Here is a 16,165-nt window from a genome sequence, read left to right on the forward strand (position 1 = left end):
GGAGTCGACATGAACAATAACAATCCGACGACCGCAGCAAAGCCGAACTGGAACCATCCCGAAGTAATCGTGGTGCGCTACGGCACTCGGCAGACCAGCAAAAGCGAGTGCTACTACAACTTCCGCGCCTACCGTGAGCCGGACGAAGAAATCACCATGGATTACTTCTTCTGGATCTTCCGCAACGACGAGCAAGTCATCGTCATCGACACCGGTTTCAGCCCGGAAGCGGCGCTGGCACGCAAGCGCCAACCGGTGGTCAAGCCAGCCGATGCGCTGGCGCGACTGGGTATCGACCCAGCGGATGTGAAGCTGCTGGTGCTGACTCACGCGCACTATGATCACGCCGGTAACCTGGGCCTGTATCCCAACGCGCAAATCGTCATGTCCCGGCGCGAGTTCGAGTTCTGGGGCACCGATATGGGCAAGCGCCCGCAGTACGCCCATCACATTGATCCGCTGGACATCCAGCGCATTCAGGCCTTGGCAGACGCGGGGCGCATCACCTTGCTGGACGAGCCGCGCAACACGCTGATCCCCGGCATTGAATTGCACGAGCTCGGCGGCCATACGCCGGGGCAACTGGCGGTGGTCATCGAAATGCCTGAAGGGCCGGTGATCCTGGCCTCCGACGCCATTCACTATTACGACGAGATGGAACAGGATCGTCCGTTCGCGGTGCTCGACAGCCTGGCGGACATGTATCAAGGCTACGTGCAAATCCGCGAATGGCTGCTGCGGCCCGGCGCGGTGATGATTCCCGGCCATGACCCGGACGTGATGAACCGCTTCGCCGCCGTTGATCCTGCCGATCCGGCGTTCGCCGTGCGTATTGGTGCCAGCGGAGCGGGCGTATGAAGGGCAAGCGGGCGCTGGTCACCGGCTCGTCAAACGGGCTCGGCCTGGCCATGGCTCAAGGTCTGGCGGCAGCGGGGTGTGACGTGGTGCTGCACGGGCTTGAGTCGACGGCAGACATGCACGCGACCTGCGCGGATTTGGCGCAGCAATATGGCGTGGCGATCAGCTATGTGCAGGCGGATCTGTCGCACGCCTCGGGCGTCGAGACAATGCTCGACGCGGCGGGCGCTGTTGACGTGCTGATCAATAACGCCGTGGTGCGGCACTTTTCGCCTATCGAGGACTTCCCGTTGGAGCGCTGGGATCAGGCGCTCGCGGTAAACCTGACGGCAGCGTTTCGCGCGGTACAGCTGAGTTTGCCTGGCATGCGCGCACGGGGCTGGGGGCGGATCTTCAATATGTCTTCGGCCTATGGTTCGCGGGCGATTGCCAACCGTATCGATTACGTGACCACCAAGACCGCGCTGCTGGGTTTTACCCGCGCGGTTGCCTTGGAAACCCTGGGGCAGGGCATCACTTGCAATGCGGTTTGCCCAGGCTCGGTGCTGACGCCGAATATCGAAGGGCGGCTGACCGATCTGATGGCGCGCCAGCAGCTGGACCGGGCGACCGCGACACGGGAGTTTCTGCTCGGCAAGCAGGGCACCGGTCGCTTTGTCGACGCGGCGCATGTGGCGGACTTGATCGTGTTTTTGTGCAGTGATTCCGGGGCATCGATTACCGGCGCGACCTTGCCGGTGGACGATGGCTGGTTGGCGGGATGAGGTCGGCTGACAGCACCATCACAATCTCCCCGAACAACGGAGGCACCATGCAGGCTCCTGCTGTCACACGCCCGCTGTGTGAATTCATTGCACATACGACCTGGGCCGATATTCCGCCTGACGTTCGTCACGAAGCCAAACGCGCGCTGGTCAATTATTTCGCGGTGGCGCTGGCGGGCTGCAACGATCCGGACGTGACCAAGGCGGTCATGCTGTTCCAGCGATTCAGCGCAGGGGTCGACGCGCAGGTGATTGGCCGCTCGGAGTCACTGGACATCCTCAATGCCGCGTCGCTCAACGCCATGAGCGCCAATGTCTTCGACTTCGACGACACGCACATTCCGACCATCATTCACCCGACTGCGCCGGTCGCTGCGGCGCTGTTCGCCCTGGCGGAAACCCGAACCTTCACCGGCGAGCAACTGTTGCTGGCGTTCGTTCTGGGCGTGGAAGTCGAATGTCGTCTGGGCGTGTCGATTTCCCCCGAACATTACCGCCGAGGCTGGCATATCACCTCGACCTGTGGCGTGTTCGGTGCCGCCGCCGCAGTCGGCAAGCTGCTTGATCTGACCGCCCAACAGCTGGTCTGGGCCATGGGCAATGCCAGCGCGCAGGCTTCCGGGCTGGTGGAAACATTGGGCAGCGCGGCAAAAAGCATCGGCGTCGGCAATGCCGCACGCAACGGCCTGGTTTCGGCGTTGCTGGCGCAGGACGGTTTCAGCGGACCTGAATTGCCCCTCGAAGGCGAGCGCGGGTTTCTCAAGGTCATGGGCGAAAATCCCGACTTTGCCGGGATAACCCAAGGCCTGGGCGAACGCTGGGCCTTGCGCGCTAACACCTATAAACCCTATCCGTGCGGCGTGGTGTTGAACCCGGTGATCGAAGCCTGCCTGGAATTGTCCCGGGAGCGGCGGTGGGAATTGCCGGACCTCACCCGTATCGAACTGACCGGCCATCCGCTGCTGCGTCAGCGAACCGATCGCCCGAATATTCAGTCCGGGCGTGAATCGCAGGTCAGCGCGCAACACGCGGTCGCGGTCGTCCTGGCCAGCGGGCGCGCGGGTCTTGCCGAATTCAGCGACGCGGCAGTTGCGGACAGCAATCTGCGCGCCCTGTATCCGCTGCTGCACTTTATCGACGATGCCGACTATGCCGTTGAGTCGGCACAGGTCCGGCTGTTTTTCCGGTCCGGCGAAATCCTCAGTCACCGCATCGACGTGTCACTGGGCAGCCTGGGCGCGCCACTGGGCGATGAAACACTGGAAAACAAACTCCGCGAGCTGGCCCGCTACGGCGGCTCGACCTGCGCGCCACAGCCGCTGATTGATGCGCTGTGGTCTCTGCAACACGCCAGCGACGCCAGCGCTGTCATGCGCCTGGCGCGCGGCTAACCTCATTCAGGAAATTGATATGACAGACCAACCACTGGGTTTCATTGGCGTCGGCATCATGGGGCGGCCCATGGCCCGACGTCTGCTGGAAAAAGGCCATTCGCTGGTGATCTTTGACAAGGACCCGGCAGCCCTGGCCGAGCTTTCCGGCCTGGGCGCGCGGGTTGCCGACAGCGCCCGGGAAGTGGCCGACAGCGCCAAAATCGTCTTCACCAGCCTGCCCAGCCCGGCGATCTTCAAAGCCGTGGCGTTAGGGCCGGAAGGTATCGTCGAAGGCAAGGCGGTGCGTATTCTGGTCGACCTTTCCACCGTGGGCTCCCGCGCCGAACAGGAAGTTGCAGCCGGTTTGCTCAAGCACGACATTGAAACCGTCGACGCGCCCATCAGCGGCGGCGCGGCCGGGGCGAGCACAGGCACCCTGGCAATGATGGTCGCCGGCAAGCCCGAAGCCGTCGCGCAAGTGCGTGCGTTGTTCGACGTGTTCGGCAAAGTCTTCATCGTCGGCGAACAACCCGGTCAAGGCCAGTTGCTGAAACTGCTCAACAACATGCTCTCGACCACCGCGTTCGCGATTACCTCGGAAGCTTTCGTCGCGGGCGTCAAAGGCGGACTCGACCCGCAGGTGATGATGGACGTGATCAATGCCGGCAGCGGCAAGAATGGCGCGACGCTGGACAAGTTTCCCAAACACGTTCTGCCTGGCACCTTCGATTTCGGCTTCCCGATTTCCAGTGTGTGCAAGGACATCGGCCTGGCCATCGAGGAGTGCCAGGCGCTGGGTGTACCAATGTGGCTGGGCAATTCTGCGCGGCAACTGTGGAACGTTGCCGCCCGGCAGGATGGCGGGGAACGCGACCTGACCGAACTGGTGCGCACCGTTGAAAGCTGGTCGAAGGATTGATCGCCCGCGTCCGTTATTTTTTGCTCAGCAACTCCAGGCATTGCTGGAGCACGGGCGAGACGTCTCCGGCGCGATAGCTGACCACGATGGGCGAAGTCGCGCTGCTGTCCAGCAGCGACGTATAGCCAATGTCGTCGCGGTGCAGGCGTTGTACCGAGGCGGGAACCAAGGTGATGCCGATGCCCGCCGCGACCAGGCCGATGGCGGTCTGCATCTCGTTGACGGTTTGCGCGACGCGGATGCGCAAGCCTTGTCCGGCAAATATCCCCAGCACATGATCGGCGTAACTCGGCCGCGGGCTGCCTGGATACAGCACAAAAGGTTCGGCCGCCAGTTGCTTGAGGGTCGCCGGGCCCGCCAGCAATGGATGCCCGGCGGGTAACGCTGCGACCAGCGGATCTTCCCGAAGAATCTGCTGGGTGATCGCCGGGTCATCAAACAGCAGCCGTCCGAAACCGACGTCGATGCGTCCACTTTTCAGGGCTTCGAGTTGCTGCAAGGTGATCAGCTCGGATAAGCCCAGCTCGATGTCACCCAGGGCGCGCAGGCGGCGGATCAGGTCCGGCAACGCGCCATACAACGTCGAAGGCGCAAAACCGATGCCCAGCCAGCGTTTCTCGCCTGCCGCCACGCGTCGGGTGTCGTCGCTGATGCGCGCCAGCTGCTCCAGCAACTGGCTGGAATGCTCGTGAAAGAATCGGCCCGCGTCGGTCAGCCGTAGCGGTCTTGAACGTTCCAGCAGCGCGACGCCCAACTCGTCTTCCAGTTGCTGGATCTGTCTACTTAGAGGCGGCTGGGCAATGTTCAGCTGTTCGGCGGCACGGGTGAAATTAAGGGTCTGGGCGAGCACCCTGAAATAGCGTAAATGACGAAGCTCCACGATACCTCCAGGGTATTAAGCGAGACCTAATCAATATTGGACGGTGTTGTTCTCCAGCGTCAATCTCTGCGTAAGACAAATAAAACGTAGATGGACACGCCCATGACTGCCATTACCATCGAACGCTTCGATACCCAGATCGTCGACTTGCCCACCATACGCCCGCACAAGCTGGCGATGCACACCATGCACGGCCAGACGCTGGTCATCCTGCGCATCTATTGCAGCGACGGGATCGTCGGCATCGGCGAAGCCACCACCATCGGTGGCCTGGCTTACGCCGGGGAAAGCCCGGAAAGCATCAAGGTCAACCTGGACAAGTGGTTTGCGCCGCTGCTCATCGGTCAGAATGCCAGCAACCTCAACGCTGCGATGCAAAGGGTCGATCACGCCATTCGAGGCAATACCTTCGCCCGCTCGGCGGTGGAAACGGCGTTGCTTGACGCACTCGGCAAGCGCCTTGGCCTGCCGGTTGCCGAAGTGCTCGGCGGGCGGGTGCGCGACGGGGTCGAGGTCGCCTGGACCCTGGCCAGTGGCGACACCAACCGGGATATCGAGGAAGCCGAGCGCATGCTCGATATCCGCCGTCACCGGCACTTCAAACTGAAGATCGGCGCGGGCGAACCGGCGCGCGACATCGCTCACGTCGCGGCGATCAAGCGCGCATTGGGTGATCGCGCCAGTGTGCGCGTCGACATTAATCAGGCGTGGAGCGAGGCCGTCGCGGTGCGTGCCTGTCGATTATTGGCCGATGCGGGCGTGGAGCTGATCGAGCAACCGCTGTCGCGGCATGATCGCGCCGGGATGGTCCGGTTGAGCGCCCACAGCCCGATTCCGTTGATGGCCGACGAAGCCATCGAGTCGGTGCAGGACAGCTTTGCCCTGGCGCAAATGGGCGCCGCTTCGATTTTTGCCCTGAAGATTGCCAAGACCGGTGGCCCGCTGGCGGTGTTGCGCACGGCGGCCATCGCCCAGGCGGCGGGCATCGGCCTGTACGGCGGCACCATGCTCGAAGGCAGCGTCGGCACGCTGGCAGCCGCCCATGCCTTTGCCACGCTGGACAAGCTTGAATGGCACACCGAACTGTTCGGGCCGCTGTTGCTGACCGAAGACATTCTGGTCGAGCCACCGGTCTACCGGGATTTCCAACTGCTGATTCCGCGCACGCCGGGCCTCGGACTGGAACTGGACGAAGAACGCCTGGCGCGCTTCGCCCGCCACTGATTCGCGACGACTTTGCAAAAGAAACCTGCCCTACACAAGAGGACACCCACGCCATGCTTTTTCACGTGCGCATGACCGTTAAACTCCCTGTCGACATGCCCGCCGAGCAGTCTGCCCGGCTCAAGGCCGATGAAAAGGAACTCGCCCAGCGCCTGCAACAAGAGGGTACCTGGCGTCACCTTTGGCGCATCGCCGGGCTCTATGCCAACGTCAGCGTATTCGACGTGGCGGATGCCCAGGCGCTGCACGACACGCTGATGCAACTGCCGCTTTATCCGTACATGGAAATCGAAGTCATGGCGCTGTGTCGGCATCCGTCTTCGATTCATGCCGACGACCGCTGAGTTCGTTTCCGCAACTGCTACATCACAAGAACAATGATGAGGACAACCGCCATGACTATCCGTATTTCCCAGACCGCACAGGTTCAGCAGTTTCTCGAAGGTGCTGCCGGTTTCGACCAGCCAGCGGGCAGCCAGCGCATGAAGAATGTGGTCCATCGGGTGTTGAACGACACCGTCAAAATCATCGAAGACCTGCAGATTACGCCCGAAGAATTCTGGAAAGCCGTCAACTATCTCAACGAGTTGGGCAGCCGTCAGGAAGCCGGATTGCTCGTGGCCGGTCTCGGCCTTGAGCACTACCTCGACTTGCTGATGGACGCCGAAGACGAGCAGGCCGGCCATGTCGGCGGCACGCCGCGCACCATCGAGGGTCCGCTGTACGTCGCAGGCGCTCCCCTGTGCGAGCACCATGCCCGGCTGGATGACGGCCAGGACGCAGGCACCGTCTTGTTCATGCGCGGCCAGGTACGTGGCACCGATGGTGCGCCGTTGGCCAACGCCATCGTTGATGTCTGGCACGCCAATACCGGCGGTACCTATTCGTACTTCGATCCTGCGCAATCGGAATTCAACCTGCGTCGCCGCATCCAGACCGATGCTCAGGGTCGCTACGAATTCCAGAGCATCGTGCCATCCGGTTATGGCTGCCCGCCGGATGGACCGACGCAACACTTGCTCACCCAACTGGGCCGTCATGGCCAGCGGCCCGCGCATATCCACTTCTTTATCTCGGCTCTCGGTCATCGCCACCTGACGACGCAGATCAATCTCGCCGGGGATCAATACCTGCACGACGATTTTGCCTACGCCACTCGCGATGAGCTGATCGCCGAGGTCCGTTTCAGCGACGATGCAAACGGCAGGCACGCTGAGATCGACTTCGATTTTGAATTGCAGCCAGCGGCAGAAAGCCGCGAAGAAGAACGGCATGAACGGGTGAGGGCGCTGGAAGCCTGAAGCTTCAGTGTTTAAACGCTCTCGCCGGCACTTAACCGCCTGCGGGAGCGTTCGTCGTCATGCCCGCCTGATAAAAACAAGAGAAACCAGCCATGAACCAGCTATTGAGTGCACGCAGCCAGATATACGACCACGCCGAAGCCTACGCCGTGTCGGAATACGTCAATCAGCATGTGGGCAGTCACCGTATTCGGTTACTGCCCAAAGGCCGACCGCAGGCGAGCATCAGCCATCGGACCTTTTCCAGTCTTGACCTGTGCCGCATCAGCTACGGCGCGCCGGTGCGGGTCACCTCGCCAGCGCTGGAAACGGTCTATCACTTGCAGATTCTGTTGCACGGCCACTGCCGTTCCAGGACCCGTGGCGAAGAGCAGATCTATCGGCCGGGCGAGATCCTGCTGATCAATCCCGATGATCCGGTGGACCTGACCTATTCAGCCGACTGCGAAAAATTCATCGTCAAGCTGCCGGTGCGCCTGATCGAAAACGCCTGTCTTGAGCAGCACTGGACCTTGCCGCAACAGGGGATTCGTTTCACTGCCGCGCGTCAGCAGCTGAAGACCATGGGCAGCTTTGTCCAGCTGTTGGGATTGATCTGCCATGAAGCCGAAAATGCAGCAGGCGCCGAAGTGCAAGGGCTGTATGAGCGCATCGTCGCCAGCAAACTGCTGGAGCTTTTGAGCAGCAACGTTTTACGGGTCATCCCCAAACCTGAGGAAAACGGCGGTTTTGAACCGGTGCGGCAATTCATCGAGGAACACTTGACCGAAGACATCAGCATCGAGCAATTGATGGCGGTGGCACGGGTCAGCGAACGTACGTTGTACAGCTTGTTCGAGCGTCAGGTCGGGTTGGCGCCGCGTGAGTTTATGCGCCAGCGCAGGCTGGAGCGGGTGCATGCGGTGCTGCAACTGGCGACGGCGCGAAGCGTCACCGAGGTCGCGATGGATCATGGTTTTCTGCATCTGGGCAGGTTCTCCAGCGCCTATCGCACCCGTTTCGGCGAGTTGCCCTCGCAGACCTGGCGTCGGCAGCGGTGAACGCTCGCACCGGGCGGATAGCGATTCGCAGCCACTGGATATTGAGGGGAGGAGCAAGCACATAAGGTGAGGATGCCTGATACAAGAACAACCGAGGGCCTACGCCATGATCAGCACTCTCGACAGACTCGCCCGTCAACTCAGCGAATCCGTTCAGGATGATCCCACTACCGGGATCTTCCGTTGCCGCCGCGACATCTTCACCGACACCGAATTATTCGCCCTGGAGATGAAACACATCTTCGAAAGTGGTTGGGTTTACCTGGCCCACGAAAGCCAAGTGTCGGAAATCAACGATTACTTCACCACCTACATCGGTCGCCAGCCGGTTGTCGTCACCCGCGACAAACAAGGCGTGCTGCACGGCCTGGTCAATGCCTGCGCCCACCGTGGCGCCATGCTGTGCCGCCGCAAACAAGGCAACAAAGGTTCATTCACCTGCCCGTTTCACGGCTGGACCTTCAGCAACGCCGGCAAGCTGCTTAAAGTGAAGGACGCCAAGACCGGCGCTTATCCGGACAGTTTCGACTGCGATGGCTCCCACGATCTGCAACGCCTGGCCCGCTTCGAAAACTACCGGGGTTTCCTGTTCGGCAGTCTCAGCGACGCCGTTCCTGAGCTCAGCGATTACCTGGGCGAAACCCGGGTCATCATCGACCAGATGGTGGACCAGGCACCGGAAGGCCTGGAAGTGCTGCGCGGCAGTTCGTCCTACGTGTATGACGGCAACTGGAAGCTGCAAATCGAGAACGGCGCCGACGGTTATCACGTCAGCTCCGTGCACTGGAATTACTCGGCAACCATGGGCCGCCGCAACTATGAGGCCGAAGGCACGCGTACCGTCGACGCCAATGGCTGGTCGAAAAGCCTTGGCGGCGTATACGCCTTCGAGCATGGGCATATTCTGCTCTGGACCCGTTTGCTCAATCCCGAAGTGCGTCCGGTGCATGCCCACCGCGAGGCGCTGGCCGAACGTCTGGGACAGGCGCGTGCCGACTTCATCGTCGACCAGACCCGCAATCTCTGCCTGTACCCCAATGTGTACCTGATGGACCAGTTCTCGACGCAGATTCGCGTGGTGCGGCCCATCTCGGTGGACAAGACCGAAGTGACGATTTACTGCATGGCGCCCAAGGGCGAAAGTGCCCAGGAACGCGCGACGCGGATTCGCCAATACGAAGATTTCTTCAACGTCAGTGGCATGGGTACGCCGGACGACCTGGAAGAGTTTCGTGCCTGCCAGACCGGTTATCAGGGCACCACGAATCTGTGGAATGACCTGAGTCGCGGTGCCAGGCAGTGGATTGACGGCGCGGACGAAAATGCCCGGGCAATGGGCTTGAACCCGCAACTCAGCGGCGTGAAGACTGAAGATGAAGGCTTGTTCGTCCGTCAGCATGCCCATTGGGCCGCGACCCTGCAAAAAGCCATCAAGGTTGAGCAACAAGGCTTGATCGCCACGGACAAGGAGGTGCGCTCGTGAGCATTTCCCGTGATCGTCTGCTCGATTTCCTGTACCGCGAAGCCCGCCTGCTCGATGACCGGCAGTGGGACCCGTGGCTGGAATGCTACTCGCCGAACGTGGAGTTCTGGATGCCCGCCTGGGATGACCAGGACAGCCTCACCGAAGATCCGCAACGCGAGATTTCACTGATCTACTACCCGAGTCGCGACGGCCTTGAAGACCGCGTGTTCCGGATCAAGACCGAACGCTCCAGCGCCAGCATGCCCGAACCGCGCACCGCGCATTTCGTGGCGAATCTGGAAGTGCTGGCCGATGACGGCGAGACCGTCGAGTTGCGTTTCAACTGGCAAACCCTCAGCCATCGTTACAAGACCACGGATACGTACTTTGGCACCTCGTTCTATCGCCTCGATGTCCGGCCTGAACAACCGCTGATCACGCGCAAGAAAGTGGTGCTCAAGAACGACTACATCCATCAGGTCATCGATATCTACCACATCTGAGGGCAAGCTCATGACGTACTCCATAGCCTTGAACTTTGAGGACGGGGTGACCCGTTTCATCGACTGCAAGATCGGCGAAAAGGTGCTTGATGCTGCCTATCGCCAACGCATCAACTTGCCCATGGATTGCTCGGATGGGGTGTGCGGGACCTGCAAATGCCGCTGTGAAACCGGCGACTATGAATTGGGCGATGACTACATCGAAGACGCCTTAAGCGAGGACGAAGTCGAGCAGCGGCAAGTGCTGACCTGCCAGATGGTGCCGCAATCGGACTGCGTCATTGCCGTGCCCGTGCCGTCCAGTACCTGCAAGACCGGCACCGCGCAGTTTGCTGCCAGCGTCGCCGGTATCACCAGCCACGCCGATGCCGCGCTGGAAGTCAGTTTCGAGCTGGATCAGGTGCCGGTATTTTTGCCCGGTCAGTACGTCAACATTGGCGTGCCCGGCAGCAATCAGACGCGCTCGTATTCGTTCAGCAGCAAACCCGGAGAGCGCCGTGCCAGCTTCCTGATCAAACAGGTGCCAGGCGGGTTGATGAGCGGCTGGCTGGAGCGGGCTCAGGTCGGCGACACGGTTGCCATGACCGGCCCATTGGGCAGTTTCTATCTGCGCGCGGTTACCCGGCCATTGTTGTTCCTGGCCGGTGGTACCGGGCTGGCGCCGTTCCTGTCGATGCTTGAAGTACTCGTCGAACGTAATGAAACCCGCCAGATAACGCTGATCTACGGGGTGACCCGGGATCAGGATCTGGTGATGGTCGAAGCCCTGCAAACGTTTAGCTCGCGCCTGGCCAACTTCACTGTTATCACCTGCGTGGCCGACCCGCAGACCGCTCATCCGCAGCAGGGTTATGTCACTCAACACATGGCACCGCAGGTGCTCAACGACGGTGATGTTGATGTCTATCTGTGCGGTCCGCCGCCGATGGTCGATGCGGTGCGCAAGCACTTCACGGCGGCTGGAGTGATCCCGGCCAGCTTCCATTACGAGAAGTTCACGCCCAACGCGATTGTTACCGGCGACGCTGCCTGAGGAAAACACCATGAACCCACGTTTCAACAATAAGGTTGCGCTGGTCACCGGCGCGGCCCAGGGCATTGGTCTGCGCGTCGCCGAGCGTTTGCTGGAGGAGGGCGCGTGGCTGGTGGCGGTGGATCGCTCGGAGCTGGTGCACGAATTGCAGCACTATCGCGCGCTGACCCTGACCGCAGACCTTGAGCGCCATGCTGAATGCGCAAGTGTGATGGCCGCCGCGAAAAAACGTTTCGGCCGCATCGACATTCTGGTCAATAACGTCGGTGGGACGATCTGGGCCAAGCCGTTTGAGCACTACGTGGAGGACGAGATCGAAGCCGAAGTGCGTCGTTCGCTGTTCCCGACGTTGTGGTGTTGCCACACCGTATTGCCGTACATGCTTGAGCAGGGCAGTGGCGCCATCGTCAATGTTTCATCCATCGCCACGCGCAGCGTCAATCGGGTTCCCTACGGCGCGGCGAAGGGTGGCGTCAACGCGCTGACCGCGTGCCTGGCGCTGGAAACCGCCGGCAGCGGCGTGCGCGTCAACGCCACCGCGCCCGGCGGCACCGAAGCACCGCCACGGCGCATCCCGCGCAACGATCAGCCGCAGAGCGAGCAGGAACGCGTCTGGTACCAGCAAATCGTCGATCAGACGCTGAACAGCAGCTTGATGAAACGCTACGGCACCATCGACGAACAGGCCGCAGCCATTCTGTTTCTGGCTTCCGATGAGGCCTCGTATATCACCGGGGTGACGCTTCCTGTAGGCGGTGGTGATCTGGGCTGACACTGGATGACAGCGCTTGGCTGTGCTGGAAACCTCTTCAGCTCAGGCTCACCCATTAACAAAGTCAGCCGATACAAGGATACCGATTCTTTGTTTCACGTCATTCCGGCTGGAATTACATGTCGAAATACGACCCTCAAATGGTTGCCCACCTGCTGCCGAGCCGCTCCAGCGTAGCGCTGGCGCGGGCTTCGCTGTTCAAATTTGCGGGATTGTTGGCGGCGGTGATCCTGCTGGCCAGCGGTCTGCTCGTCTACGTTGCGCACAATCTCGATAACATCGAAGAAGTTGAAAGTGCCTTCTACAGCAAGAAGGCTGTGCAATCGCTGGAAAAATCCCTGCTTCTGACCGTCAAGGATTACGCCTTCTGGGGAGATGCCTACAAGCACTTGCACACCAGGGTGGATACCGACTGGGCGTTCGTGCGGCAGAACGTAGGTCCGACCCTTTACAAGGATTTCGGTTTTCAGGGAGTGTTTGTAGTCGATCCCGGCAATCGAACCGCCTACTCGGTCATCAATGGCACTCTGCAGAACGCGGACCTCGCACAATGGCTGGCACAACCCATCGACACGATTCTCGACCAGGCCCGCGCCGGGGCTGAGAACGAAACGCCGATAACCCGCCTTGTTAATGTACGCGGCATACCGGCTGTGGTTGCGGCGGCAGCGATTACGCCGGGTACTGATCCGACCGTGGTGCCAGACGATGGACTGCCATCGGTGTTGATTTTCGTGGAAATGCTCGACAGCGCCAGGCTTGCAGCGATAGGCAAGGACTATGGGGTCGAAGGGCTGCACGTCTCAACCTCTGACGAAGTCCATGAGACCTCGATATTGCCCTTGGGTGAAAACGGTTCCGCAGGCGCACTGCACTGGCAACCGCCCAAGCCTGGCCAGCACCTGCTGGGGCTTGTGCTGCCGTTGATCGGTGTCGCCGCGTTGTTGGTCTGGCTGATGACCTGGGCCATTTCGCGTCGTACGACGATCGCCGCCCGGGCGCTGGACTCAAGCTTTACCTCCCTGCAAGCCAGTCAGCTGGCGCTGGCCACCAGTGAAGCGCGCTTTCGTGATGTGGTGGAAGCCAGCTCTGACTGGATGTGGGAAATCGACGTTGATTGGCGCTTCACTTACCTCTCCGAACGTTTTGAAACCGTGACCGGCCTGTCCAGGGAGGCCTGGATTGGCGCGGCCATTGACGATCTGCTGCATACCGAGCTGGGGGCCTTGTCGACCTGCCTGAGCCTGCCGAACCGACGTCCAGGCGTCAGTCTCCAGTGCAATTACGTGGATATAAAAGGTCATGCACGGATCACGCGTCTGGCGGCGCGAGAACTGCCGGGTAACGGTTTTCGTGGCACTGCGACAGATGTCACTGAGGAAGTTGAAGCCCGGCGGCGCATCGAATTCCTGTCTCAGCATGATGCGCTGACCGGCCTGCCGAACAGGATACGGCTGCAGGAGTTTCTTGACGGGAAACTCAAGGCAGTGCCGACCCACGACCAGCCTCTGGTGATGCTCAGTCTGGACCTTGACCGATTCAAACCGGTCAACGACCTGCTGGGTCACGCTGCCGGCGACCGGGTGCTCAACGAAGTTTCGCGTCGTCTGGCGGAGTGCCTTCGCAGTGGCGATCTGGTTGCGCGGATTGGAGGTGACGAGTTCGTACTGATCCTCACCGATATCAGCTCCCAGGATGAAGTCGAAGCCTTGTGCCGTCGGTTGATCGATTCCATCGAGCAACCGATTGACATCGATCAACAGGATATTTTCATCAGCGCCAGTATTGGCATCGCCATGGCCCCCAACGATGCCTCCCTGGCAGCCGAACTGCTGCGCTACGCGGATATGGCCTTGTACGAGGCGAAGGCGGGCGGACGCAACACCTGGCGCTTTTACGCCGGTGATATGAATGCCCGGATCATCGAGCGTCGGCGGCTGGAAAACGATCTGCGCTTCGCCATCAGAAACGACGAGCTACGCCTGCATTTCCAGCCACGCTACCGCATCGCCGACGGTCAGATGGTGGGTGCCGAAGCGCTGGTACGCTGGCAGCATCCGCAGCGCGGGCTGATACCGCCGGACACATTTATCCCTATCGCCGAGGAAACCGGGCTGATTCTGCCGTTGAGCAACTGGGTGCTGAACACCGCTTTTCAATGCGCCTCCGGCTGGCCCGCAGAGCTGTTTGTATCCGTAAACCTGTCGCCCACGGAGTTCCAGCGCGGCAACCTGGTCGAGCGGATTCAACAGGCGCTCGCCGACACCGGGATCGATCCGTCGCGGGTGGAGCTGGAAGTCACTGAAAGCGTCATGCTCGATGACGCCGCAGGGGCGCTCGAGGTCATGCGCGCGCTCAAACGGCTCGGCGTTCGCTTGTCCATGGACGATTTCGGCACGGGCTATTCCTCGCTGAGCTACCTGCGCTCGTTCCCGTTCGATGGCCTGAAAATCGACCGCAGCTTCCTCAATCGCCTGGGCGATAGCGCAGATGACCAGTCCATTATCCGGGCCATCGTCGGCCTGGGGCGTGCATTGTCCCTTACGGTGACCGCTGAAGGCATCGAAACGGCGGAGCACCTTGAGTTGCTTAAAGCTGTTAGCTGCGATGAAGGTCAGGGTTATTTCCTGAACCGGCCAATGGACGTTCAATCCTTCAATGTGCTGCTAGGAACAATGGAGATTGAGGACACATGACCGGCAGGATTAACTCAGGAGGAAATCCAGAACCCCGGCGCTAAAGGCTTGACTCGCTTCCACATTCGACAGGTGCGCGGCCGACAACTCCAACAGTTGCGCACCCTCGATGGCATCAACCAGGAACTGGCCGTCAGCTGTCGACGTCACCGGATCCTGATCGCCGCAGATCACCAGCACCGGCAAGCGCACCGTCGCAATCTGCTCGCGGTAGTCCGCGTCACGCACCGCCGCGCAGTTGGCCGCATAGCCTGCGGGCGAAGTGTTGGCGAGCATGTCGACCATGCGCGTGACCTGCTCAGGCTCGGCCTCGGCGAAGCGGGGCGTGAACCAGCGGGAAACGGTTGCGTCGCGCAGGGCGTGCATTGCTGCGGTGCCGTCGCGAAGGACCGCTTCAATGCGAGGATTCCATACTTCGGGGCTGGCGATTTTCGCGGCGGTATTGCATAGCACCACGCGTCTCAGCCGCTGTGGGGCATTGAGCATCAACCATTGCCCGATCAGGCCACCCATCGACAAACCGCAAAAATCTGCTTGCCGGATGTCCAGCGCGTCCAGCAACGCGAGCACGTCGTGGCCGTTTTGCTCGATGGTGTAGAGACCAGCGCTGACCAGTGACTGGCCATGCCCTCGCGTGTCATAACGCAACACCCGGAAATGCTCGGCCAGCGCCGGAATTTGTGCGTCCCACATGCCCAGGTGGGTGCCGAGGGAATTGGAGAGCAGCACGACGGGCGCAGATTGCGGACCGTCCAGCTGGTAATAGAGATCGCCGTCAGGCAGAGAAATTGTCGGCATTGAGGTTCCTTGGGGCTCGCAATGAACTGAGCACTGGATGATTTTTCCGGACCAAGATCGCATCCCGGTTGGCCGAGGGTCCAATATTCAATGGGTCTGGCTTGATACCTGACAGGTATTGGTGGATTGAGGTGGGCGGGGCTGGCGTCTCGGGGACAAGTCCCCTCCTACCGGTTTTGCACCGGCCCGGTAGGACCGGACTTGTCCGGGATGAACGATAACGCGGTAGGTCTAGCCCACCGAGGCGCCTGATTCGCGGGCAAGCCTCGCTCCAACNGCCCGGTAGGACCGGACTTGTCCGGGATGAACGATAACGCGGTAGGTCTAGCCCACCGAGGCGCCTGATTCGCGGGCAAGCCTCGCTCCAACCAAACCGCGTCGGCGCAGGCAATGAAGGGGGCAGCAGGTGGGTTAGGTGGATTGATTTGGGCGGGGCTGGCGTCTCGGGGACAAGTCCCCTCCTGCCGGTTTTGCATCTGCCCGGTAGGACCGGACTTGTCCGGGATGAACGATAACGCGGTAGGTCTAGCCCACCGAGG

General features: G+C 61.0%; 15 protein-coding genes. 13 read left to right on the forward strand and 2 right to left on the reverse strand.

Features of this window, described 5'->3' with window-relative positions:
* Positions 1-9: 9 nt before the first annotated feature.
* Genes AFK24_RS14300 through AFK24_RS14315 form a run of 4 tightly spaced genes read left to right on the forward strand, consistent with a single transcriptional unit; the run spans position 10 to position 3,914 of the window.
* Entirely contained in the window at positions 10-858 is an 849-nt protein-coding gene (locus tag AFK24_RS14300; RefSeq protein ID WP_065833820.1) for an N-acyl homoserine lactonase family protein, read from the forward strand.
* Complete coding sequence (locus AFK24_RS14305; protein ID WP_065833821.1) at positions 855-1,622, forward strand: SDR family NAD(P)-dependent oxidoreductase; 768 nt, start codon at positions 855-857, stop codon at positions 1,620-1,622. The genes AFK24_RS14300 and AFK24_RS14305 overlap by 4 nt, the downstream gene beginning before the upstream one ends.
* Before the next feature lie 47 nt (positions 1,623-1,669).
* Positions 1,670-3,013, forward strand: coding sequence for an MmgE/PrpD family protein (locus tag AFK24_RS14310; protein ID WP_065833822.1), 1,344 nt, complete (start codon positions 1,670-1,672; stop codon positions 3,011-3,013).
* Positions 3,014-3,032: 19 nt separating this feature from the next.
* Positions 3,033-3,914: an NAD(P)-dependent oxidoreductase gene (locus AFK24_RS14315; RefSeq protein WP_065833823.1), complete on the forward strand. Its 882-nt coding sequence runs from the start codon at positions 3,033-3,035 to the stop codon at positions 3,912-3,914.
* A gap of 13 nt (positions 3,915-3,927) precedes the next feature.
* Here the strand turns inward: AFK24_RS14315 and AFK24_RS14320 are convergent, their stop codons facing one another.
* Positions 3,928-4,794, reverse strand: coding sequence for a LysR family transcriptional regulator (locus AFK24_RS14320; RefSeq protein ID WP_065833824.1), 867 nt, complete (start codon positions 4,792-4,794; stop codon positions 3,928-3,930).
* Between the two features lie 102 nt (positions 4,795-4,896).
* Here AFK24_RS14320 and AFK24_RS14325 point away from each other — a divergent pair, with 102 nt between their 5' ends.
* The 9 genes from AFK24_RS14325 to AFK24_RS14365 all read left to right on the forward strand — a co-directional run bounded on the left by AFK24_RS14325 (position 4,897) and on the right by AFK24_RS14365 (position 14,828).
* Positions 4,897-6,018 carry a muconate cycloisomerase family protein gene (locus tag AFK24_RS14325; RefSeq protein WP_065833825.1) on the forward strand — a complete coding sequence of 374 codons (1,122 nt, stop codon included), beginning with the start codon at positions 4,897-4,899 and terminating at the stop codon, positions 6,016-6,018.
* 53 nt (positions 6,019-6,071) lie between these two features.
* A complete protein-coding gene (gene catC / locus AFK24_RS14330) occupies positions 6,072-6,362 on the forward strand; it encodes a muconolactone Delta-isomerase (RefSeq protein WP_065833826.1) in 291 nt (96 codons plus the stop codon).
* Between the two features lie 51 nt (positions 6,363-6,413).
* Complete coding sequence (gene catA / locus AFK24_RS14335; RefSeq protein WP_065833827.1) at positions 6,414-7,319, forward strand: catechol 1,2-dioxygenase; 906 nt, start codon at positions 6,414-6,416, stop codon at positions 7,317-7,319.
* 92 nt (positions 7,320-7,411) lie between these two features.
* Positions 7,412-8,359, forward strand: coding sequence for an AraC family transcriptional regulator (locus AFK24_RS14340; RefSeq protein WP_065833828.1), 948 nt, complete (start codon positions 7,412-7,414; stop codon positions 8,357-8,359).
* A 106-nt stretch (positions 8,360-8,465) separates the two neighbouring features.
* Positions 8,466-9,842, forward strand: a complete 1,377-nt coding sequence (locus AFK24_RS14345; protein ID WP_065833829.1) for a Rieske 2Fe-2S domain-containing protein — start codon at positions 8,466-8,468, stop codon at positions 9,840-9,842.
* Positions 9,839-10,327 (forward strand): benzoate 1,2-dioxygenase small subunit, encoded by a 489-nt coding sequence (benB, locus tag AFK24_RS14350; RefSeq protein ID WP_065833830.1) that lies wholly within the window; start codon positions 9,839-9,841, stop codon positions 10,325-10,327. Before AFK24_RS14345 ends, benB begins: the two co-directional genes overlap by 4 nt.
* Positions 10,328-10,337: 10 nt before the next feature.
* On the forward strand, positions 10,338-11,360 hold the full coding sequence (gene benC, locus AFK24_RS14355; RefSeq protein WP_065833831.1) for a benzoate 1,2-dioxygenase electron transfer component BenC: 1,023 nt from the start codon (positions 10,338-10,340) through the stop codon (positions 11,358-11,360).
* Positions 11,361-11,370: 10 nt separating this feature from the next.
* Positions 11,371-12,132 carry a 1,6-dihydroxycyclohexa-2,4-diene-1-carboxylate dehydrogenase gene (locus AFK24_RS14360; protein ID WP_065833832.1) on the forward strand — a complete coding sequence of 254 codons (762 nt, stop codon included), beginning with the start codon at positions 11,371-11,373 and terminating at the stop codon, positions 12,130-12,132.
* Between the two features lie 119 nt (positions 12,133-12,251).
* A complete protein-coding gene (locus tag AFK24_RS14365) occupies positions 12,252-14,828 on the forward strand; it encodes a bifunctional diguanylate cyclase/phosphodiesterase (protein ID WP_065833833.1) in 2,577 nt (858 codons plus the stop codon).
* 9 nt (positions 14,829-14,837) lie between these two features.
* Here AFK24_RS14365 and pcaD read toward each other — a convergent pair whose 3' ends face one another.
* On the reverse strand, positions 14,838-15,626 hold the full coding sequence (gene pcaD / locus AFK24_RS14370) for a 3-oxoadipate enol-lactonase (protein ID WP_065833834.1): 789 nt from the start codon (positions 15,624-15,626) through the stop codon (positions 14,838-14,840).
* Positions 15,627-16,165 lie beyond the last annotated feature (539 nt).

The organism is Pseudomonas syringae (assembly GCF_001698815.1).
Lineage (GTDB): Bacteria > Pseudomonadota > Gammaproteobacteria > Pseudomonadales > Pseudomonadaceae > Aquipseudomonas > Aquipseudomonas syringae_A.